Genomic DNA, 22,749 nt, shown 5'->3' with positions numbered 1-22,749 from the left:
CGCGCCGAGCGAGCGCGGGCCGCGCGGGTAAGCACCAAACTTGGAGCCGCTTGACCCGTTCTCTCAAGAATCAAGTGTAGCAAGTTGGGGCGGCGATGGCGATCACGACTAACCCTCACCTGAGCGGCTACTGCATCATTCGCCGCACCCCGCCGTACAACGGCCCATTCACCAAAGCGCTTTCAGCGAAGATCGCGGACGTCAGTGATGCTGTCGCGCGGGAGCTTTGGGACCTGTTTACGAGCGAGGCCAAGACCTGCCGCCCGCGATTGCCGACACACCCTGGTGGTTGCGATAGAGTCCCCCAAGTACAGGGCGACCTCTTCACGTCATCCATTGTCGGTAGCCCATACCTGCCTAAACCTTTGGATGAAACTTCACGACAGCAGAGGCGGCGATCGCAGTTCGGCGGACCAATCTAGATTGGCGAAGAGCGCTCGAAAGTATGCATAGGATGCAGGCCGAGCTACATTTTCGGCGAGCAACGAAACGGTCGCTTCCTGAAATGACTCGAGCCCTTCATATGCCACTTCGTATTCTGCGGCACATTTCACAAAGCGCTTACGACCTGATCGGAAGTCAACCGTCCACTCAATGGTACAAATCAGATTGCCTTGATCCGCATTGAATGCCACCTCCTTCACGCGCCCTCCATACGAAGGCTTAATTTGATTGCTCCCACCCGGATCAAGCACGTCACGATCCACTTTGAAATCGACCGACGTCAATAAAATTGCAGCCAACTGGCTCTTCTGACGGCCCGATTGTATTCGACTCTTCGCCGCTGGGCATCTTCGAGCTCGGGTTGGCCGTTCGTAATTTCTTCAGCCATCTTAGGCCGCTGCCTCAAAGTCATTAGCACTGGGGCATGCCAATCATTGGCTGGCTCTGCGCACTCAAAGCTAATTCGCGAGCCCAGTAGAGCAAAAACAGTAGCGGCATCGCGCTGTGTCAGTGCTTTGACATGACCGACTTTCTTCGAAATCAGCTTCCGCCCATTCGGGATCGGGTGCAGCTTTCGGTTGGAGGGAAGGCGCTTTCGGGCGACTGACCTTTGCTGTCTCTCCTAAGGCAAAGAAAAGCGCTGCAAGAGTCCTAAGCGTCAGGTTGGCGCCGGGGCGGAAAACCTGAGATAGGCACGCTTTACTGATTCCAAGGCGGTGGGCCAACTCTGCACGGCTTACGCCGTGTTCAATCATAAGATGATGTAGGAGAAACTGAGCATCGATAACCAGATCCTCTTGTGCCTCTACATTCGGCTCTGCGCCCAGGGGTCTGACCGGAATCTTGATCTTTCCCACTGGCGCGGGGCTCCGTGGCCGGAGCGTGGCTGCCGGTCCTTGAGCCCCGCTCCGTATGTCAGGGCAGCGGCGCTCGCGGCGCGATTTCCGGCTCGACTTCGACCGACGTAATCCGAAGGTCGCCATCACCAGCCTTTGGCTTGAGAGCGATGAAACATGACGAAGTTCGCAGCACCACGTCCTTATGCAGATCCCGAAGTCACCACCAACGTGAACCGACGGGGTTGTGATTACTTTTTCATGCAAAGATCGATTGTCGGCGAGCTGCCGCATTTTGCACCCTCGGCGACTCCTCCAGCCGGACAGAACATCGAGACGAGTGTTTCGCTGCCCGACGCGGGACGCCCAGGCAAAATGATGGCCAGCCACTAAAGATCACCTTCGGCGAAATAGCTTGCACGGGCCTGCGCGGGCTCGTGGTCTCTGCCACTGCGGCCACCACGTCTCTCTGAGCTGATGAGGTGCGCCTGTCGCGCAGTGTGTCTCCCAGGAGTGCGGGTACCTCCGCGCTGACGTTCGGCCGGACTTCCAGAGTGAAAACCAGAGGCTCGCAATAGAAGCCGTGGCGGCCTCAGCATCGGGCTGGGGGGCGGAATGATGCTGAGGCCTAGGCTCTTGCCCCGTGATACCGAGACCGTCGCCGTTCCGATAAGCCGGCCGACGAGATGAGGTTCCGCCCCTTCCTCTCAATCATCTCAAGTGTGGCCCAATTCCCACAACACATGTCGATCGAAAACAAAAGGCCGCAGGCGCTGCTCTCGGCCAACGACTCGATCGCTGCTAGCCGCTCCATCCCGTGATGGCCGCGGTACTCGGCCCGATTTCCCGCCGTCAGTTCGGGCAAAGAGGAGCGTCTTCGGTTTCCTTTCGTCTGCAGAGCCCAGCGGCTTCCAAGAGTTCGTGAGGAACTCCGAACCCGACAGACTCACGAGTTTCTGCGTCGCAAGTATCAAGAGGTGCTTAAAGTGCGCTCTCATCCTGACTGTCGCGCTATAGCTGCCCGTGATCCAAGCGGTGCGAGGCGCTCTACAAAATAGGAGCGAGCAGCACTTGCCTCCTGCGCCGGCGGCGAAGTGCCGCCCGCGATCGCGAGCGTCTCGGCACCGCTGACCAGCGATAGTCGCGCGACACTGAGAATGCAGATGGCGTCATGGATTGCGCCGGATCTTGGTCCCGGAGAGCTCGTGATGACGCTCGGGCAAAATCTTCTTTTTGCGCCGCATGCGTGGGTCGGAGAAGGAGCGGATAGGCCCACCGCGCACTCTCGCGCTAGTCAGCTTCTCGAAAGCAAACCTTCTTAAATTTAGGAAGGCGGTCTCTGGATAACGATGCCGCCCCCGACCGAACTGGTCACAAACCCAGGGTACCCGCTGGGCGGTTGGCAAGACGCTGTTCCCATAGGAGCAAAGGAGAGCATTATGGATTCCAATCGGATCAACCGTGCCGGCTCGCCAGAGGCCCCGATGGAGTACGTTCGCTCACAGGAGCATCATGATCTTTTTAGGCAAGCCGTGAACGCCGTCGGGGGATCGGTTGCCGCTCCTGCACCAGCAAAGGCCCCGATTTGGAGTTCGAGCGCTCCGTATGGGAGCTTCTCACGCGATGGCTACTCCTGGAATAATGACGTGTGGGGCAGGGGTGCCGGGCCTCAGACCATTTCGGTGTATGGAGCGAACCAGTGGAGTGTGTGGTCGAACCAACCAGCAACTGGTGGCATCAAGAGCTATCCGCACGAGGCCGTTCATGTCGGAAAGCCGCTCAGTGCAATTAACACCTTGAGCTCGACGTTCACTCAGGACGTACCTAAAGGCGGCGCCTGGGACACCGCCTATGATATTTGGGACAGCTCAAACCAGCATGAGATCATGATCTGGACAAACTACACCGGAAATCCGGACGGCAGCGGCAACGTCAAGCCAATTTCTTATCATTATCGGCAGGATCCCTCCGGGGCGGCCATTCCGGTCTACCGCAACGTCCAGGTGGGAGGGACCACCTGGAACGTTTTTGAAGGGAACAATGGTCACAACGTCATCTCACTCGTGCCCATTTCGAAGAGCAACAGCGGGACAGTGGACATCAAAGGCATCCTGGAGTGGATTAAGTCGAAGGGCTACTTCGGCGACATAAACGTGGGTAGCGTCCAATACGGCGTCGAGATCACCTCGTCGCCCGGCGGAATGAACTTCAAGTTCAGTAATTGGGCCGTGACCTCAAAGTGAACTCCGGTTTCTGAGTTTGCTGCGGCTGTTGGATTGCTCGAAGCCGGCGAGGAGAGAGCGGCTTCACGCCAGGACACACGGCTTGAAGGTTACCAAGACTGAATTCAGCCTACTATCACGCAAAGCGGAGCATTGCGCGCAGGCGCATTATTGAGAGGCCTGTGAGGGAAGTGGGTACGAACCCTGACACGAAGAGTGACCACCTGTGGGATTTTAAGAGCACCACGATCAGAGAAGCACACCTACGTTTTTTGCTGCAATAGGGATGCGATCTGGAATTCTTCATTGGGGAGCCACAACAATCCTCGAGTGATGCGACCAAAGCGGCAGACCTTGAGGCAAGCGTGAAACTGCCACCGGCGGTTAAGGCGTAAACCGCTGCCGATAGCCGCTATTTGGATCATCCGTCGACAAAACCGCTCGACCGCCCCCCTTTCGAAGTGCGGGTCGAGCGCCTGGCCAACCGCCTGCCACATTTTGCCGGGATCGCGGAGAAATCGATCGTCGAGCGGGATCGCTGCCAGCCAGTGAATTAAGGCCTCATGTGCGAGGGCGACCAGCAGAATATTGATGAACTTTTCAATAGAGCGGATGGTGTCATGCCAGGCACGTACGGCGCTTGAAGGCTGATATTTGGCCAGCCCCGATAAGATGCCGTGTTATGGTGAGATATCTGCTTTTCCAGCAGCGACTTGGCAGCCTCCCCGCGAAGGGTTTTCGTCTCGCAGTCGCGGTTGTGGTAGCCTTGGCGCTCATCCATAGCCAGCGTTCGATGTCTCCCATTCACAAGCATGAAGCAAAACTAGCTCACTCCTAACTTGGACAGATAAACCGCCGACAAAGCAGAAATGGCCTGTTGTACCGCGCGTCGTAGATGCCCAGCTCGGGGCTGACGTAAGCAACGGGTGGGTTGCGATGCGATGCGCTTAGGTAGTCGTATCGTTCGCACTGATTCTAGTGACGGATGGAATCAGCGCGTGCGTCGTGCGATCTTAATGCGCGCGTCGGCAACAACGGTGAGCGCCTCGTGTGGGCTCATTCACGAGCAAGGCTCCCATCCTCGGGGCCGGTCATTGCGGGCACTTAAACCTCGCGCAGGACCGTTTTCCAACTGAACTGGAATGCGGACCTCGGGCGATAGCGCGAAAGCAGTTCAAAGAAATGAGCGTTAAATCCTACCTAGATGGGTTGTCGTAAGTTTGTCGTCAGACAGGTTGCTTATCGATCTTCCGCTCGGGACCGAGCCGGCCCCAAGCTCGGTTAAATCAGCTTCGCGGAAAGCAGCGCCAACCTCATGTACAATCGAGTCAACGAATCATACAGTTTTCCATGGGCGGCCTCTCACAGCAGTGATGAGACAACAGAGACCACCTTCGCAAGCGCGCACACCGACGCATATGGGCGAAGCTTCGAAGACGCCCTTTCTGGAATGCAAATAACTGATTCTCCAAACCCTTACGCGACTTCCAGCGGTTCACGCCCCTACTTCCTCACCTCAGAGGCACCTGTGGTAGAACTCTCGCGAGGCGCATTCCTCGACAAGTTGGAAAAGTTTTATGGCGACGAAATCCAGATGATCGCCAATAAGCAGGAGATATATTCGGACCCGATCGCAAAGAAAGCCGAACGGACGGTTCAAGTTGCCTATGATCATGGGAAAAAAGGTTCAGAAGACGCGAGGTATTTCAGCTACGATCTTGGGAACAAAAGTGTCGGGCTTCTGCGCACGGAAAGTGGAGCTTCCGTCAAAGAGGTGTTCGACGATAGGCGTGCGCGCGCCAAATTTGAAAAACTGTTCCCTGGACGGAAGGAAACCACGTCAACGGTCGATTTTCGGGTCACTCATCCCCTCGTGGATAATGCAGGGGACATCTTGCTAGAGCATCAGCTTCGGTTGGATGGCGACAGACCGCTGCTGCTATCCCATCCAATAAATGAGGCGGCAAGGAAGCGGGCTGCGACTCTCGGTTTTGTTGAGGTGAGCGATTCTGTGATGGTGCTTGACCCTACACAGTCCGATAAGTGGACGTATAATAGCGCGGGTCGGTGGCAGCGAGCAGACAAGCCTGCGCTTTCTCTCGCGAAGACTGAGGAGAGCGATGGCAGGAATGCCGAAAGCTCGTCACGTTCAGCGAAGAGGATGCCCGAGTGGGAGGAGGATGAGTACGACTTCATGTAGCCGAAGCAAATGGGCATCGAGAGAATGGCATTGAGGCCCGCTCTCTCCTGCGCTTGAAGTCGGCAGACATCGACCGAAGTCCATTTCGTCGTCGGTGCTGACCGGATCGGGCTGCGGTGTTGGCTTCATGGATGGGCCGCGCGGAGCGCGGGCCATCTTCGCGGTTGTAAGGGCGCCGCGGAGAGCTTTAACCAGGTCTTTGTCGTTGGCGCTGAAATGGCCGGTGCCGCTCGCAACGCGGAAGACGGCGTGGAAGCCGCGTCGCTCGCGACGACTGAGAGGTGGTTAGGCTCGCCCCGCCGCGCAGCGACGCGGATGAGTTCTTCAAGTGCCCTTGCGCCGCCTCCCATCCGTAGCGGGAGCGACAATTTCGCCGCACAAGCCTGCGGTCTCCGTCTTGGCGAACTGCGTTCCAAGACGGAGCATGCAAGGCATATCCGTGCGGACAAGGCTTTGCAGTGCGTACATGATCGCGTATTGGTTTTCGTGAATGAGCCGGTCTTCCGGAGAGAGCTTTGCGATTTTCATCGCGGGGAGGGCGTTAAGTGCCCGGCTTGCGGTCAAGATCACTCGCGCATCTTAGCCGAACAAGATTCTTCGAACTCTTCAACGGCGGCCTGAATCCTGGCGGAGCGAGCAAGCGAATGCGCTGCTCTTCGCTCCTACGGAGAAAATGCCACCAAAGTCAGAGGTCACGAGGACACAATGATGTACCGGCTACCAGCGGTCGCGCCCGCGAGCATCGATGCGTGAGGCAATACGCGTTTTCATCCTGATTGTCGCGCCATAGTGGCCCACACCTTTTCAGGTGGCGTATCGACCTTCGCCAGAGTGCCTGCAAAGCTTGTCTGGATAGCGACCGTGATCGGTCGGACCGAGATGTAAAGCAGTGCGGGCGCGGCTCGGTGCTAGCCGACTGGGGGCTGAAACCAGGCCAAGTAGTGCCGGCCACATCCGCACTGCCGTTGAGGCTAGCGAAAAGTGACTCGGCACTGATCGGTCTGGAGCAATAGCGCTGTCCCTGCCACATTCCGTTAACCTCAAAGGGCTCTGTATCTGTGATAGCTTACCGCGAGCTGACAGGCTTTACGCAGTCACGTTGAGGATGGTCTCCCATTGGACGCGGTCTCGACAATTTCTGGCAGGACGAGAACTAGGTGCGCGGCGTCTTTCGGCGCAAGCCGCTTGTAAGCTATTGCACCCAGAGCCCTCAGCGAAGTTTCAATGGAGCTTGTCCTGAAGCCAGCCAGCACATTGTCGGATTCAAAGTGCGGCCATAGGGAACAGGGTCCGCCTGGCTTCGATGGCGCAAGCAGCGTGCCGCATAAATTGGAGGTTCTCCAGTCGTTTCCAGCCCACGTAAGTGTCGATTTCTGGACGGCCGTATCAAACCTGACAATCGGTTCCCAGTATGGGCGGCATGTTGCGCAGCGGCCGCCTTGCTCATTGTCGCAGTACGTAAATCCTCGACGATCGCTTGACCGTGCATCTCGTGGGTCGCCGGCGGACCCGATGATGCTACGCTGACAGCGCGAACAATCCACTGCTAAGCGGTGAGCTATCTATCCAGGTTCGCACAACCGAAATGACCGCAGAGCTCCAGTCCCGCGCGATCGGAAGCGACGCTGATGGACATTTTCAGAGCGGTCAAGGCGGAGGCGTGCTTGTTCAGATGCGAACCAGTTCGCGATCGCTAAGTAGTCCAGCTCGGCTCCGCAGGCTTCGCCCTCTTTGCTACCACCTGACGCGCCGATCACATCGATGGACCTCACCACACACGCCATTGGAGTGGACCCATATCGGCGCCGGACTCCCGACGGGCTTATGTGTAAGCCGCCGGGTATACGGGTAGTATGCGGGAGGTTCTGCAAAAGCTGAGAGGCTGAAGCGGTCATGGTAAGTCCGGTGATTGCGAAGATCACCGCTCGTAAAGGAGCTTGGACCCGCCATGACCGTGACAAAGATTAGGACGGATGTCGCTGCATAGCGCGATCAACAAGCGGCTGGATGCGTTGCTGAAGGCGTTCTGCGAACGCAAGCTCAAGGAACCGTTCCCCTATCTGATCCTGGATCGCGCTATGAGCGGGTGCGCGAGGACGGCATCATCGCGAGCCAGGCGGTGCTGATCGCGATCGGCGTCGACTGGGAAGGCCGGCGCCAGGTGCTCGCGATTGAGCTCGCCAACCGGGAGAGCCGGTCGAGCTGGAAGGAGTTTTTGGAAGCGTTGAAGGCGCGCGGCCTGCATGGCGTCGAGTTTGTGGTCTCCGACGATCATCCCGGGCTGAAGAAGGCGATCGCCGAAGGACTCGCCGGCGTTTCCTGGCAGCGCAGCTATGTGCACTTCCTGCGCAACGCGCTCGACTACGTGCCGCGCAAGGTCGACGACGACTGCCTGCTCGAGCTGCGTTGGATGTACGACCGGAGCGATCTTGGCGAGGTCCGGCGCGATCTGGCGGCGTGGCTTGCCAAATGGGGCGGCCAATACCCCAAGCTCACCGGCTGGGTCGAGGACAACATCGAGGTGACCTTGACCTACTTCCGCCTGCCGCTGGTGCACCGCAAGCACATGAAGTCGAGGGATGAGATGGACAAGCGATTTCTTCATGGCCGGGACGTCAAAGATCGCTTGAAGTCCATTCTTTTGTTCGGCTGCGCTGCGGGCATTCTTCTGCCCCGGCCACCGATCTCGTAGCCGCCGCGCGCAGGGGCGGTCAAAGCTGGCCGCATTTGCGGCCACGGCAAGGCTTGGCCTTGACCGGCCCGAGCACGGCGGCACGCTGGCGTGGAACAGGACTGCGTTCGTGGCTAGAACTTGCCGTCAGCCGCGATTATGGTTGTGGGGCGCGGGCGACCTCGTGGCGAAGCGTGATGCGTCGGCTGCAAGCATCACCGGACCGCCTATTTTGTCTTGCCGAGCTGAGGCGCCCGCGCGCCGGTTTTTGGCCGCCGCGGTTTCCATTGCGACACAAATCGTTCGTAGCTTTGCTCAGCCTGAGCGGCAATCAACATCTCGCGCTCGCGCAGCGCCTTGATGTTGTAGGCATAGGCTGGTCCACGCCGGCTCCCTTTTTGTTGCGGATGCCCGGCTTGAAGTTGCATCGCGCGGGTCTTGTTGGCGACCAGCGCCGGGCGCGCCCACGGGTAATCCTCGCCCTTCGTCAGCAAATGCCAGCAGAGCACCGTGAGCTTCCGAGCCACCGCCACAGCGGCGATCTGATGGCCGCGCCGGGTGCGGATTCGTACGAAAAACGCATGCAGTGGACCGGGCGCCTTCGCCGCGGCCCAGGCCGCCTCGACCAGCATCGCGCGCACATGACTGCGGCCGATCTTGCTGATGCGGACGTGGTGGGCGGCTCCCAGCCCGGACTGCCGCACCCGCAGGCTCAGCCCGAAATAGCTCACCAGCTTCTGCGGGCTGTTGAATCGGCTGATGTCGCCGATAGCTGCCATGATGCCGGCGGCGACCGCCAGGTTCACGCTGGTCATCGTCATCAATCTGTTAACCGCGGGAATCCTCAATTGCGTCCCGCGCGATCTCGCGGTCGAGCACGGCCAAGTCTTCCGCCAGCCGGTCAAGCTCACGGACGTGCCGATTAATGGCCGCTCGCTCACCGTCCGGCAACTGTTGAGCGGCCAACCATGCCCGGCCGCGCGCGGTGAAAAGATCGGCATGCGGGCACTTCGGGACTAGGTGCGCGTGCAGGATCGAATGCACCTCGTTCTTGAGACGCGTGCGATGCCGCACGACCTGATAGCGCCGCGCGACCAGTCTGCGTCTGCGTTCGGTCTCCGCGTCAGGCGTCCAGATCTGCGGAAGGTACCCGGCCGCCTGCAGACTGGCGAGCGTGCCGGCATCGATCTTATCGGTCTTGACGTGAGCTTGGGCGATCGCCTTTACCTGCAACGGATTGGCGATAACCACCCCACTATCCCCTCTGAGATCACCTTCGATTACGCTCAATACCGCTGAATCATCAAGGAAATAGCTGCTTTTTGCGCATTGCGTACAGGGGGCGGTTATGGCAAATTGGGGGCGGTTAGAGGGGTTGAAAGCGGCTTTCCGATCCCAGCTAACGATCCCCGTTTCTCCTCGACCGATCCCAGTTGCGGGACCAGGAGGAACACCATGCCAAGCCTGACCGACACCGCGATCCGACACGCGCTGAAGCGCGTCGAAATGGGCCAGAAGCAAGAGAACCTCGCGGACGGCGAAGGGCGCGGCACTGGTCGTCTCGTCCTGGTCCTCAAACCCATGCCGAAGCGCGTCACGGCCGACTGGATGGCGCAGCAGTGGCGAGACGGTAAGCGCACCAAGAAGAAGCTTGGTGCCTACCCCTCAATGTCGCTCGCGCAGGCGCGAGAAATCTTCAAGCGCGATTATGCTGACGTGATCCAGAAGGGCCGGAGCATCAAGATCGCTACCGACACGCGCCCAGGCACAGTCGCCGATCTGTTCGAGGGCTATATCGCGTCGCTCAAAGCCGCCGACAAACCTTCCTGGAAAGAGACGGAGAAGGGCCTGAACAAGATCGCGGACACACTCGGCCGCAACCGTCTCGCCCGCGAGATCGAGTCAGAGGAAATCGTGGAGTTGATCCGGCCAATCTTTGAGCGAGGCGCACGGTCAATGGCGGACCATGTCCGGTGCTACATCCATGCGGCCTATAGCTGGGGCATGAAGTCGGACAACGACTCTCGGAACACCTCTCCTCGCCGCTTCCGCATCCCTTACAATCCGGCGACCGGCATCCCCACCGAGCCCAAGGTCCAAGGGACGCGCTGGCTGAGCGAGGACGAGTTCGTGCAGCTCTACCGCTGGCTGGAATGCCCGGACACCCCCGTCACGCCCTCGTACCTGCGCGCCGTTCAAATCCTCATGCTGACCGGCCAGCGCGTCGAGGAAATCGCGCGCTTCCACGTTGATCAGTGGGATGCCAAGGAGCGGATCATCGACTGGTCAAAGACCAAGAATCTTCAGCCTCACGATCCCATATGCGACAAATCGGGACCTCCGGCGAACATTCAAGACTCTGGCCGGCAAGGCCGGCGTCTCGAAAGAGATCCGAGACCGTCTGCAAAATCATGCGCTGCAAGACGTCAGCTCCAAGAACTACGACCGCTGGCACTACATGCCTGAGAAGCGTGCCGGCATGGCGAAGTGGGATACGTTCGTGCGCGCGATGCTTGCCAAGAAGCGCTTGAAGGCGGCGGCATGACAAAGCGACCCTCCAAGCCCACGCCACTGCGAAAAGGCGCGAGACGGCGACCGAGATCGACGCACAAAGTTCGTTGGCGACCTCAAGACGAAGATCGCCGACGCCAGACATCGCGCCGGCCTTTCGGTCAATCGCGAATTGATCTTGCTGTACTGGACGGTCGGGACATTCTCATCCGGCAGGAGAAAGAAGGTTGGGGCGCCAAGGTCATCGATCGCCTTGCCGATGACCTTGGCCGTGCTTTCCCCGAGATGACCGGCCTGTCCGCCCGAAACCTCAAGTACATGCGTGCCTTCGCGGAGGCCTGGCCGGACAGCGAGTTTGTGCAACAGGTTGTTGCACTATTGCCTTGGGGCCATAACGTCCGACTGCTCGACGCCCTCAAGGCACCTGAGCAACGCGCCTGGTACGCGCGCCAGGCAATCGAACACGGATGGAGTCGAAATGTCCTCGTCCATCAGATCGACAGCAACCTGTTCGCCCGTCAAGGCAGCGCGCTCACAAACTTCTCGCGGACCTTGCCCGCGGACTAGTCTGAGCTTGCCCAACAGATCCTTAAGGACCCCTACACTTTTGACTTTCTCTCACTCGGCCCTGAAATGCTGGAGCGGGATCTCGAACGCGGGCTGATCGAGCACCTTCGATCGCTCATCCTCGAACTCGGTAAGGGCTTCGCCTTCGTCGGCAGCCAATACCATCTCGAGGTCGGCGGCCAGGACTACTATCTCGACCTTCTCTTTTATCACTTGCGGCTACGCTGCTTCGTGGTGATCGAGCTGAAGATCGAGGACTTCAAGCCCGAATTCGCGGGAAAGATGAACTTCTACCTCTCAGCGGTCGATGACCAGCTTCGGCACAAGGATGACCAGCCGACGATCGGCATAATTCTCTGCAAAGGCCGGAACGAGGTCATCGTCGAGTATGCTTTGCGCGATACCTGCAAACCGATGGGTGTCGCCCACTATCAACTCTCGCCAGCCCTGCCGCCTCAGCTTCAGCAAGATTTGCCAACCGTCGAGGAATTCGCCCGCGAGTTTCCGCTCATGTCCATCGTCAAGCTGCGGATCGAGATTGAGCGCGCGCTGCGCGATTTCGCTACCGCAAACGGCTTTCCGCCATCCCGGCCGACCGGTCTTGGCATCATGCTGCGAGAGCTCCAGCGCCGTGGGCTCGCGCCGGCCAGCACGCAACAGTTTCTCGATTCGATCCGCGTCATGAACGAGGCAGCGCACGGCGTTGACGTCGATCCGGAAAGTGCGCAGCGGGCCGTGGATGTCGGAACAATCTTTCTGAAGGAGCTCGGCGACCGAAACGCCCGTGGTGAAAATTGAGCCCGGCTCTCGCCGAGCTCGGAGACAAGCCGCCAAATCACCGCCTTGTCCAGCCACATCAGCGGCGTGTGTACTGACAGTCCCTCAACATGCCATGGTTGAGCGCACCGTTCCGCGCGGATGGTCACGTCCCGGCAATCGGGGGCGCAGGAATGATCTTTCTCGCGCATACAGCCCGATATGAGAAATCCCGCGCGGATAGGCGAGCGCCGCGGCAAAGGTCAAAAAGATCAGATTGCGGCCTGGCACGAACGTGTTAGGCATCGCGTCCGCGCCTATCTCGATCGCCACCTCGCGGGTCAGTGCGGTCTTTGATATCGCCCCCAGTGTGGGGATCTCAAGCGTATGGTTGTCGCCGAGCTTGCTCGCCCAGTCTACGCGCAGCTTCTTCAGTCCGTTCAGCAACCGATCGCAGCAAGTCAGCTCGATCACTTGGCGTTGGCCGTAGGCAAAGCCGACGGTCTCAACCCGGGCAACGCCCGACAGCGCCCAAGCGAGGCAGGCGACGGAATTCCTGTCCGCCAGAAAATAGAACGAGCGTGTTTTCGGATGTGAAATTGGTCATTGAGAGGATTCGCTTAGAATGTGAAGAGTTGAAATCAGGCGCGCTTGGCAATGGCGAACAACGGCAAAGAAGCCTGCGATGAATGCCGCTTTCCCTATTGAGTTCAGTCTTAGAGGACGCAATTCATGATCGTCTCTAAGGTGAAAGCCGCAGAACGCTTTAACGCGCTCTGGGTTGCTTACCGCACGCCGAGAAACTCGTGCGTCTGAATGCTGACACGCCGGTCGCACGCAGTCGCCTCCTGACTGCAAGCTTCGTCGCCTTCCGGCTTTGCTCAAGGGCTGCAGCCATATCATCGGCATGAACTCGCGAGGGATGTTGAGGGCCAGGAGCTTCTCGATGTCGGCAGGCTTGCCCGCGCAACGTTTGATCTCGTTGCCACGCCGCAGCGCTTCATCCTAAACACCGAGCCCGCTGGGCATGCCAACTTTCGGGCTGATGGTCACCCACGCGCAGGGTTGCACCTGAATGGCGCCCGATGTCTCCAACTGCACCTAGAAGCCATTGGAGGCTGGCGCGCAGTCCGCGAGTTCGCGCCGATTGCGCCCGAGAACGTGGCGATCCTCGTGTCCTGCACAAAGACCGGCGAGCGAATTCAACGGAAACCGGATCTCGGCCGCGCGGCTACGACGGATCAAAACCTCCGCGACCGCACTCGAGCAATACGCCCGCCAAGTCGAGTCGGCCGTACTTGTGATCCGCCGCTATTCGGCCGATCGCTCACGACATTCGCCACGTATGTGCCCCACTGCGGTCGAGCCGCGGTGCTTGCACTGCCCTGAATGTCATCTCAAACGACGATGACGGCGTGCGTTCCGGCTGCGTGATCACGCCAACCTCACGCGACGTGACGTTATCAGCCAATCGGGCAAGCCTTGCCCGGCTGGTCCGGGCGCGGTCAGTCGCCGGCCTCTGTATAGACAAATCCGTCCAGAGCATGGCGTCTCAGATAATGTAGCAGCCTGGCGGGCGATCACCGTGCGAAGCAGGCAATTTTCTGTGGCCTGATACAGGCGCGTTTCATGTCTGAAACCCGCCTCCAACTGTCTTCGAAAGCCACATTGCGCCAAAGGACGCGAGCGTGCCCCTTCTACAGTGCTGGCCCGAATCCTGCACCGCCTCTCCGCGTCATGGGCGGCGGCAGCAAGATGGGGAGTCGTGTTTGGGCCTCGATCTGTCAATCGACAATGTGGTTGCCGCAGCGGAGGTCGCCTGTCTGCACCACGCTGGGGGAGCGGAAGACGCTCCTGCTTGCCACGGCCTCGCGCGGCTGACGGCTGCTTGCCCACCCTGAAAAGGGGCTTCAATCCATGGTCGATGAATTGGATCTGCGAACCTTCACGCTACATCCGCAACGCGACGCCGTGCTCGGCGAAGTGCACGCACGCCCTTTCACGCGCCTTGTTTCGCCATTCAGCGTGATCCACTTGGCTTTTCTTGCGCAGGGTGAGGCGGCCACAAGCGATCGCTGCCGTTTTATCGATTTTTGCCTCGAGCGCAATCTTCCGCCACCTGAGCAATCGGCGAAACTTCATCAGATTGTCATCGGGTCCGCTACGCTACGCTGGGAGCAGCATTCGGAATTCACAACATTCACCTGGATCTGGAGTAACACAAATGGTTCTGCCGCAGACCGCTTTGACAAAGTTGATGGTACCGTCCGATCGCTGATCCACGCGTTGCGTCAGACCGGACAGTTGCTGGTCGCGATCAGGCTAGAAGTGGAGCAGGACGCCTCGCCGACCAGGCGCGCCGAACAGGTTTTTGACAAGAACAGCCTAGCCATGGTTGCCACAAAGAGCGGCGCAGGCGTTGCCGCCTCAGACTTCCGCGTAGACGAAAAAGGCTTTACGAAAATCCTCGTCTGCGACCTCGGATTGACGCCGCACGATCTCGGAGCGCTGGTGCAACGGCTCCTGGAGATCGAGACCTACCGTCCACTGGCGTTGCTTGGCCTGTCGGCGGCCCTTGAGCTTGCACCTTCCGTTGATCGCATCGACCGCCGTCTTGTTGAGGCGCTCGAAAAAATGCAAAGCGGTGAGGGGCTGCAGTTCAACAACCATCTGCTTGCCGAGCTGACGGCGCTGGCCGCCTCCTTCGAAAAAGGCGCGACCGGCAGCCTGTTTCGCTTCGGCGCCAGCAGGGCCTACAACGAGCTGGTCCAATCGCGACTATCCATCATCGAAGGCAACGATGTCTCGGGTTATCCAACCTGGTCGTCGTTTCTGGCGCGCCGCATGGCGCCCGCAATGCGAACCTGCGCGACCGTAGAGGATCGTCAGGCGGCTCTGTCAGTCAAGCTCGCGCGTGCCGCCGATCTGTTGCGAACCCGTGTCGACGTCGAAATCGAACGACAACATCGTGACCTGTTGCAGGCTATCAACGAGCGCGCGAGACAGCAACTTCGGCTGCAGTGCACGGTCGAAGGATTATCGGTCGGGGCGATAGGATATTATGTGGTCAGCTTGTTTAGCTATCTTGCCAAGGGCGCGCATGACGTCGGACTGCGAGTAGAGCCCTCGTTCCTGACCGCAGCCTTCGTGCCGATCGCAGTCGGCGTGATCTGGCTGGTGAGTTACAATGTCCGAAAGCGACACCTCAAGCACGACGACGCGCCCTCGGTTGCTTGCGACTGAAGCTCCTTGAGGCAATCAGTGCGTCCATCCTGCGAAGCTCGCATGTCGGTGAGACGCCGCCGCAAGATCGCCGCCGGCTCCTGCGCAAGGTAATGCCCCGCCCGGACTAATGTTTAGACCGGGACATGGCTGACACCTGTTCCGACACATCGCTGACAGGTTAGCCATCGGTCAAGTCGATTGATGCGACCTGCCAGCTGGCGAAGAAGATTCCGTAGTTGCCGTCGCGGTCGAGCGGTCTGATTGCAAGGCGCTCGCAGCAGAAGGCTTGTGGGACTTTCCACATCTGTCCCTTGAAGGAGATGTAGCTGCGGGTCGAGGAGACGGTGCGAACGATCTCACGGACGTCGTATTCGACCTTCGGAATGCGGCCCGGCATGGCCCGCGAGCCCGGCCGGTAGCGATCGGCTGGGACGGCCCTGCCAAGCCCCTCGTGAGGCCGCTCCAGATTGTAGAGCGTGCGCCAGCTGTCCAGGGCACGTTGGACTTCCGGCAAAGTGCGGAACGAGCGCAGGGCAAACACTTCCGCGTTCAGGCTGCGATGGAAGCGTTCGTTCTTGCCGCGGCCCTGCGGATGACATGGCCTGGCGTGCACCACGTGGATGCCGAGCTTGAGTAGCCAGACCTTCAGCGCAGTCCAGCGGGCGCCTGACGTATCGCCCCATGGTGAGCCATTGTCGATGTAAAAGGCGTCCGGCAGGCCATAGCAGCTGAAGGTATGGGTCAGATGCTTCTGCACGTTGGGGCGCTGCTCATTGGCACATGCCTTCAGGCAAAGGGCATAGCGCGAGTGATCGTCGACCATGGGCAGCGACGTCTTCTCACATTTCAGCCTGACACTCGTAGTTCTGAGAAATGTCGACAATGCCGCTCGCAAATTGAAAGACTGTCGGAAAGTCCGATTGTCAGACTTGAGACAGTTTGTCAGCAAGATGACGCAACAGATCGACGAAGCTCCTGCAAAATATACGAATTCAGTTTGGCACATACATTGCCTCATTCGGGCATCATCACCGATCGTAGTGCGGTGTTTTCGGAGCGGATCTGGCACGCGTTGTCGCGAGTGTCAGTTCTGTCGCGAAGATTCACCGTTGGCGATATCTTAAGAACACGCTGTGGACCGGGAAAGTGCAGGCCTTTGATGAAGTCGAGAGTTATTCTGTTGGGTGCCACGATGATTGCAGTCATGGCCAGCGGTGCGGCCAACGCGCGCCTTGAGCCAGAACCGAAGCTGCCGCTGGTCGTATGGAACTGGTCGGGTGGCTATATCGGCGGACACGTCGGAGGTGGGTACGGCCAAACCACCTTCAGCAATCCCTACGGTTCCTCGATTTATGGCGGTACCGTGGAAAGCCCGGCATTTCTTGCGGGTGGCCAGATCGGCTACAATTGGCAGAGCAGCAGCTGGGTGTTTGGCGTCGAACTGGATGCCAGCGGTGTTATTTCCGAGGGCACCAATACCTGCCTCGCTCATTCGGGCCTGGTTGTGAGCGCAAACTGCAACGCAGGTCCCAACCTCTTCGCCACCGGGACTGGCCGCATTGGCTACGCTTTTGGCGCACTCGGCCACACGCTGGCATATCTCAAGGGAGGCGTAGCCTGGCAAAACAATAGGGGCGATGTCGTCAACAACTATGAATACCCGTACCTGTCTCAGGAGAAAACCCATTTCGACTATGGTCGTCTCGGTAGCGTCATCGGGCTGGGCATCGAGCAAGCGATTACACCTGCATGGTCGGTGAACGTCGAGTATGACTATCTGCATTTTGGCGGTCCGAGTGTGGCAACGGCTCCCACAGTACAACTGCCACCGCTTGCAATTCTGCCAGCGAACACAACCAGCCTGTCCAGCAACTACCACATCGGAAAGATTGGCCTCAACTACCATTTCGACGCCGACCCAAAGGCCGCAGAGTGGTCTAATGCGCCACTGTACATGAAGGCGCCAGCCAGCGCGCGGCCCATCCCCTACGCGCCCGGCTGGTCATTCGAAGGCGCCTCGCGGCTCTGGCTCAGCCGGGGGAAATTCCAGTGGGATCACAGCGCAGCGGACGAAGACCAAGATCCCGGCTTGCTGATGTCGAGGCTCACCTATCATGGACTGGACGGACTTTCCGGGGAGTTATTCGGCCGTGTTGACAGTCCCTGGGGAGTGTTCCTGAAGAGCAATCTGGGTATCGGAGGCTTCAACAAAGGGAAGTCGAATGATGAAGACTGGTCGCCCGACAAGGGACTGTCCTACCAGAACACTCTTTCAGATGAGTCAAACGGAAAGTTTACATATTACACTGCCGATGTCGGATACGATTTCCTGCGCGGCACGAACTACAAGGCCGGTGGATTTCTAGGCTGGACCTATTACGGCCAGAGCTCGGATTCGACCGGTTGCGTTGAGTTCGCTAATCCGGGCAATCAATGTCTGAATCCGGGTGACAACAGGATCGTTGGCAGCGAGAATACGCAATGGAATGCGCCCCGGATCGGCCTGAGCGCCGAAGCTATGCTGACCGAGCGCTGGCGCTTTAACGCTGATATCGCTTACCTGCCCTGGACCGATTTCAAGGGGCGTGAGTATCACCTCCTGCGCCCAAAGACCATCTTTGACGAGCAACACGGCAATGGTGGCGGCGGAGTCCAGATCGAAGGCGTGTTGTCCTACTTCCTCACCGAGAACATCAGCGTCGGCGTCGGGGGCCGCTATTGGGCCATGTGGACCAAAAAGGACAGCGACTCTTTGTGCAGCAGCAGCGGCTGCGTAGGTGAGCCGCGCTCATTTGCGAAGTACAGCGTGGAGCGCTGGGGTACATTCTTTCAGGCCTCTTACAAGTTCGACTCAAAGACTTGATCTTGGCCGGCTTGAGACGACTTCTCGAGCCATCCAGGCCTGCTCGTAAGCATCGACGTCCGCGCCAAACATGACGCCGACGTCGTGGGTAATGATGGTGAAACACCTAGGAAAGAGCTCAGCTTGCTTGCAAAGAATGAGTGCCAACCGGTGCGAGCCCCACACGCCTCTCGAGTCCCTTCCGGCCCCGGATGCGTCAGTGCCGACACAGTTGCACGCAAGACCTTCCCTAAGGATTTTCCAAGCTCCTTCCATGGTCTCATGAGAATAGGAGTAAATGTCAGCAATTTCACTTCGCTCTTGAACGATAGTTTCAATGCAAGCGTCCTCAAGTTACCGTCGTGACTGGTCATACGGGGCCGCCGCCCCATACACATGTCAGCCCCGAGCCAAGCGCTGTCTTGCTGGTCCGTCTGCGGCCATTCCAGTGAAGCGGATGAAAGCTGCGATGCTGACGGCAACGGCTCCGACGACCGCGAAAACCGTCTGCGACCTGGGTGAAGACATCGCCGTCTGGCAATTCCGTGCGTAGCGCTGTAACTGGCGCCGGTGGCGGGTGCGACGTAGAAGATGATGACTGTGAGCCGGAGCCAAGTCCATCTCGAGAGGGCGAGCGCGAGCTGGCCGATGCCGAAGCTTGCGGCCAGCCAGCCATGAGGGCGACAGCGATGCCGCCCAGAGCGCCGGCTCCCGTGTGGAAGGCCCAAGGCCAATTGTTACGCGGGCGAAGACGGGCAACGCGAAGGCCGCAAGCGTGAAGAGCACCCAGGCGAAGAACCCTATGACGCGGAAAACAAGCAGTGGTCCCAAGGTGATCATGGTGGTGGGTTCCGTGAGATAAAGGTCTGACGGTCGCGCCTTCCCCCACCAGCAGGGCGCGAACGCAGTATAGCAGCAAACGGCGGCGACGGAATCATCACAAATCCAGTTGCGTGCGACAGCCAAAGTGACCATATTGAGCGTCAGGAGCCGATCGCCCGGGCTGCAAGCGACCCAAAAGGCGGCATCTCGATTTCCCAATCGAACACCCCAACGGCAACCATTCCGCCGGCGCGCGGTGGTCATGAAGCGCTTGTGACTGCCACTAAAACGCCGGACTGAAATGGATTTGCCATGTCTACGATCCAAAAGGAATGCGCAGACTTTCTGCGTACGACGTTGAACAATCTGACCGGAAGCAAGCTTGGGTCAGGTCACGCTCACGAGATCGTCGCAGCGTATTTTGGCTATTGCACCGCAGCGGCTTTAAGGGCCGAGCCCAAATACCAGGTTTCTGCTTTGAACGAAGCCGCCATCCTAATACCTGATCTGCGCTTGATGGATCAGCGCCTGCAGCAGCTCAATGGTCTTCCCACAGGCCTACCCGACGTTGACGAACTGGCGTCGCAGCTGTCCAGCTTTCTCAGTGCAAACGGCTACCTTACAGGCGACGTGTGGTACACCCGAGATCTCGCGGAGCATATCGACGTGTCCTTCATTCAAGAGGATCCCATCGATCGAGGACGCTCTCTCGGGTGAGATGGCTATGACGAACGCTTTTTTTGACGAGCTTTATATCGATAAAGTAAGTCTCGACGTCGGAAACGATGTGCTCGTGGCAAACGTCTCAGGCGCCCCTCAATGGAGAGAACGATCCGGATAAGCCGTTCAGCGGGGATTCCATCGTTTTCACGACGATGATGACGTTTGAGCGTGTGGCCGGTCGAATCGGCTATAGGCGGCCGGAGCTGGAGACATCGGGCGCCATTGATGACTCGCATTATTATGACGAGGACGCCTGAGCCTGCTCCATATTTGTGCCGCGATTGAGCTCTCAGCTCGCTTGTCGTTTTGCAAGACGATGGCGGCGTCTATGTGCCGCCGTACCTCCAGACCGGGAGTCCGAGCTTCTTGGCCTTATCGGCGAGATTGTCCTGGATGCCGGTGCCGGGGAAGTGCATCACGCCGATGGGGAGCGTCTCCAGCATCGCGTCGTTGCGTTTGAACGGAGCGGCCTTGGCGTGCTTCGTCCAGTCGGGTTTGAACGCGATCTGCGGCACCTTGCGATGATCGGCCCATTTGGCCGCGATCAGTTCGGCGCCTTTTGGGCGAACCGCCGTGCAACAGCACCATGTCCGGGTGCTTCGCGTGCACCTGATCGAGCTTGGCCCAGACTAGCCGGTGATCATTGAAGTCGAGCCCGCCGGTCAGCGCGATATTTGGGCCGAGTGGCAGGAGCACCTGGGTACTCGCGCGCTTCCTCGCGGCCAGGAAATCGCGGCTGTCGATCATGGCGGACGTCAAATTGAGGTGGTTGACCTTGACTCGCGTTGCTACTACCGGCCCGACGACCACAGTCCGACCGAGACCTGGCCGGCGATGATCGCCGTCACCGATCTTTCCGGCCACCTGACCGGCGCGCATCGCACCTGGCTTGACCCCGGTGGCTATCGGCTGATCCATTCAGCGAAGTGGCTGTAACTATCGGCGTTGGTCATGTGTTGGGTTGTCGATAGGCAAATGAATCTTTGTTCGTGCTCGTACGCATGGTCGTCGGTGGCAAACAACAGATGTGTTGCCTCGTGCACGACGGTTGAGGATCGGATGCGATCTGAGTAGGCGAAGTGCCCTTCGTGCAGATTGATACCGCTCTCGGAAGTCAAGCGCCTGAGTTGACTTATCCCATAAGACGCGCCGATCAATGTCGCGGCCAATCCGCCGAGCAACACCGCACCTAGCGCGACAGCACGCTCTACGTGCCGTTGCTCAACAGACCTTTCGCGAAGGAGCATCGCAGAACCGCGTTGGTAGGCGCCCACTCCCGCCAGAAAAAGGCCCAAACCGGACCATCCCGAGCTGACCGAACGTAACCGCAGTGAGCGCGGAACGATGCGCCAGTCCGGCCAGCAGATGGGGCCGCCCCTGACGTAAGCCACCGTGACATTTGATTTCGGCCGAATCCGATAAAGAGGAACATCGACAAACAACGCCTTAAAACGCTGCGCTCGCGTTAGTGGCTCGTCGCGATCGAGATAGCTGGCCACCTTCCTGTAGTTCGCGAGGATTTCTCCGATGTCGGCGACGTCCTGTTTGCTCGTGCCCACGATACCAAAATATTGGCTCAGGGCCGCTTTCACGTCTTGCTCCACGTCTTCGCGCGTGAGGGACTCGAGATAGGCTTCCAGTTTCTGGATGGTGACGCGGACAAAGCCCTTCGCTCGTTCATGGTCCCTCGCAACAATGTCTGCGTAGTTGTACAATTGTTGAGGTGATCCGTGTACCTCGACCCCCTTGGGGCTTGAAGAATTGATTAGCGACGACAAATTAAAATTGATATAGCTGTCGATGTCGTTGATGCGGGCGTCGCCGAGATAAGTATCCATTCTTCGACGCCCCATCATGAGGGGCCTGGGCCAAACTGATTGGAGTTCGTGCCTGCCAGACGTGAGGCTCCTGAGATGAGGCAACGCCGGCTTGAGAGAGTCACGAACGTTCCCATCGGCTGTCATGTACTTCTCCATATCGTACACGGGCGACCTTAGGGGACGGCTAGTAGGCCGAGTAGCCCTCGAATCCTTGTCTTCTGTTGGAAGCAAATGATCACGTCCGCTAAGACTGCCGGAATTGGCGTTATGTACGCGGGGCAATAACGTATCTGCTTGGCGGACGATTATCTCGTCTGGTCTGCCTATTAGGCGGAACATGGCCGTGTAGTTCACGTGCCCGATCGTGAAATTCGTTTCCGGCCGAGATGCGCCCGGCAGTACTCCGTTGGAGAGCATTGCGGCCCTGAGCTCGGGCGATGCGGGTTGGTCGCCGTGCTGCCAAGCTCGAACGTACATTGCTAAATTTGGAGCCGCAGGCGCGCGTACACTTTGCTCAGGCATATAAGCGGGCCACGGCCTCCCCTGGAGCGGGCTAGGTGTATTCCAATTGCGGGCTGGCAATTGGCTAACCAAGTCCACTCCCAACCGAAACTCCGTCGAAAGCGGCAACCTCGCGGGTTCATCAGCCACTCCCAAAATTCCCTTCGTGTCGCCGACTTGAAGACCCTGAACGGCCTCACATCCTTTGAATACATCTGCAAATGCTGAAATTCCAGCGCGAACGATTCAAACTCAATCCGTCCCAGCAAAAGCCGGGCCTAAACTTCGGGGGCGTGTTCACCGCGGATCGCAATTAAGTTAATCAGCTTGCGCGCTGGTCTCAACGATCGTTGTAGTACAACGTGTTTGCTTCCAGACCAGTCATTACGCTTACATGCAGAGCTCCTGAGGCCGACGCAGCGCAGCCCAGATCGGCCCTCGTGCCCAATCGTCTTAACGGCAGAAACGAGCCCGGACGAGAGTAGTGTGACACCATACAAGCGGAGGCATCGCAACAAGCGTTAATCCCTTGCGGCCAGATTTTTCAGCAAGAATCTGGTCGCATGTTCAATTGTCCGCCATAGCTGTGCTGTTGGCCGGCAAGCGAAA

At 58.7% G+C, this 22,749-nt stretch carries 10 protein-coding genes and 8 pseudogenes; 11 read left to right on the top strand and 7 right to left on the bottom strand.

Annotated features, from left to right (window positions below):
• Positions 1-377 precede the first annotated feature (377 nt).
• A complete protein-coding gene (locus HZZ16_RS32750; protein ID WP_197954405.1) occupies positions 378-743 on the bottom strand; it encodes a hypothetical protein in 366 nt (121 codons plus the stop codon).
• Positions 744-1,457: 714 nt separating this feature from the next.
• Between HZZ16_RS32750 and HZZ16_RS32745 the strand changes: the two genes are divergently transcribed.
• The 4 genes and pseudogenes from HZZ16_RS32745 to HZZ16_RS32730 all read left to right on the top strand — a co-directional run.
• Positions 1,458-1,673: a hypothetical protein gene (locus HZZ16_RS32745; RefSeq protein WP_197954404.1), complete on the top strand. Its 216-nt coding sequence runs from the start codon at positions 1,458-1,460 to the stop codon at positions 1,671-1,673.
• 1,046 nt (positions 1,674-2,719) lie between these two features.
• The gene (locus HZZ16_RS32740) at positions 2,720-3,523 is read left to right on the top strand and encodes a GH12 family glycosyl hydrolase domain-containing protein (protein WP_197954403.1); all 804 of its coding nucleotides are present in this window, start codon (positions 2,720-2,722) and stop codon (positions 3,521-3,523) included.
• A gap of 1,294 nt (positions 3,524-4,817) precedes the next feature.
• Positions 4,818-5,702 (top strand): Effector protein NopP, encoded by an 885-nt coding sequence (locus tag HZZ16_RS32735; protein ID WP_246510582.1) that lies wholly within the window; start codon positions 4,818-4,820, stop codon positions 5,700-5,702.
• Positions 5,703-7,687: 1,985 nt separating this feature from the next.
• Positions 7,688-8,295 (top strand): annotated as a pseudogene (locus HZZ16_RS32730) (IS256 family transposase); the annotation flags it as partial.
• 313 nt (positions 8,296-8,608) lie between these two features.
• Here the strand turns inward: HZZ16_RS32730 and HZZ16_RS38600 are convergent.
• A pseudogene (locus HZZ16_RS38600) lies at positions 8,609-9,624 on the bottom strand (IS110 family RNA-guided transposase); the annotation flags it as partial.
• 204 nt (positions 9,625-9,828) lie between these two features.
• On the opposite strand from HZZ16_RS38600, the pseudogene HZZ16_RS32720 reads away from it, so the two are divergent.
• The 3 genes and pseudogenes from HZZ16_RS32720 to HZZ16_RS37675 all read left to right on the top strand — a co-directional run bounded on the left by HZZ16_RS32720 (position 9,829) and on the right by HZZ16_RS37675 (position 12,249).
• Positions 9,829-10,918: pseudogene (locus HZZ16_RS32720) on the top strand (tyrosine-type recombinase/integrase).
• A complete protein-coding gene (locus HZZ16_RS37680) occupies positions 10,915-11,451 on the top strand; it encodes a DUF1016 N-terminal domain-containing protein (RefSeq protein WP_246510578.1) in 537 nt (178 codons plus the stop codon). Before HZZ16_RS32720 ends, HZZ16_RS37680 begins: the two are co-directional and overlap by 4 nt.
• Positions 11,452-11,517: 66 nt before the next feature.
• On the top strand, positions 11,518-12,249 hold the full coding sequence (locus HZZ16_RS37675) for a DUF1016 domain-containing protein (protein ID WP_246510576.1): 732 nt from the start codon (positions 11,518-11,520) through the stop codon (positions 12,247-12,249).
• Positions 12,250-12,260: 11 nt separating this feature from the next.
• Here HZZ16_RS37675 and HZZ16_RS32710 read toward each other — a convergent pair.
• Positions 12,261-12,814: pseudogene (locus HZZ16_RS32710) on the bottom strand (7-cyano-7-deazaguanine synthase); the annotation flags it as partial.
• 1,310 nt (positions 12,815-14,124) lie between these two features.
• Here HZZ16_RS32710 and HZZ16_RS32705 point away from each other — a divergent pair.
• A complete protein-coding gene (locus HZZ16_RS32705; protein WP_197954402.1) occupies positions 14,125-15,450 on the top strand; it encodes a DUF3422 family protein in 1,326 nt (441 codons plus the stop codon).
• Between the two features lie 160 nt (positions 15,451-15,610).
• On the opposite strand, the pseudogene HZZ16_RS32700 reads toward HZZ16_RS32705, so the two are convergent.
• Positions 15,611-16,261 (bottom strand): annotated as a pseudogene (locus HZZ16_RS32700) (integrase core domain-containing protein); the annotation flags it as partial.
• Positions 16,262-16,591: 330 nt separating this feature from the next.
• On the opposite strand from HZZ16_RS32700, the gene HZZ16_RS32695 reads away from it, so the two are divergent.
• The gene (locus HZZ16_RS32695; protein ID WP_197954401.1) at positions 16,592-18,295 is read left to right on the top strand and encodes an outer membrane beta-barrel protein; all 1,704 of its coding nucleotides are present in this window, start codon (positions 16,592-16,594) and stop codon (positions 18,293-18,295) included.
• Between the two features lie 378 nt (positions 18,296-18,673).
• Here the strand turns inward: HZZ16_RS32695 and HZZ16_RS37670 are convergent.
• Positions 18,674-19,114 (bottom strand): annotated as a pseudogene (locus HZZ16_RS37670) (hypothetical protein).
• Positions 19,115-19,408: 294 nt separating this feature from the next.
• Here HZZ16_RS37670 and HZZ16_RS37665 point away from each other — a divergent pair.
• Positions 19,409-19,813, top strand: a complete 405-nt coding sequence (locus tag HZZ16_RS37665; protein WP_246510575.1) for a hypothetical protein — start codon at positions 19,409-19,411, stop codon at positions 19,811-19,813.
• Positions 19,814-20,145: 332 nt separating this feature from the next.
• On the opposite strand, the pseudogene HZZ16_RS32685 reads toward HZZ16_RS37665, so the two are convergent.
• Positions 20,146-20,593, bottom strand: a pseudogene (locus HZZ16_RS32685) (DUF2493 domain-containing protein); the annotation flags it as partial.
• Between the two features lie 9 nt (positions 20,594-20,602).
• Between HZZ16_RS32685 and HZZ16_RS32680 the strand changes: the two are divergent.
• Positions 20,603-20,725 (top strand): annotated as a pseudogene (locus HZZ16_RS32680) (DUF7146 domain-containing protein); the annotation flags it as partial.
• On the opposite strand, the gene HZZ16_RS32675 reads toward HZZ16_RS32680, so the two are convergent.
• Positions 20,722-21,657 carry a M35 family metalloendopeptidase gene (locus HZZ16_RS32675; protein ID WP_197954400.1) on the bottom strand — a complete coding sequence of 312 codons (936 nt, stop codon included), beginning with the start codon at positions 21,655-21,657 and terminating at the stop codon, positions 20,722-20,724. The pseudogene HZZ16_RS32680 and the gene HZZ16_RS32675 sit on opposite strands and share 4 nt — an antisense overlap.
• Positions 21,658-22,749: the final 1,092 nt, after the last annotated feature.

This window comes from Bradyrhizobium glycinis (assembly GCF_016031655.1).
Taxonomy (GTDB): Bacteria; Pseudomonadota; Alphaproteobacteria; order Rhizobiales; family Xanthobacteraceae; genus Bradyrhizobium; species Bradyrhizobium glycinis.
This window is presented reverse-complemented; position numbering and strand designations above follow the sequence as displayed.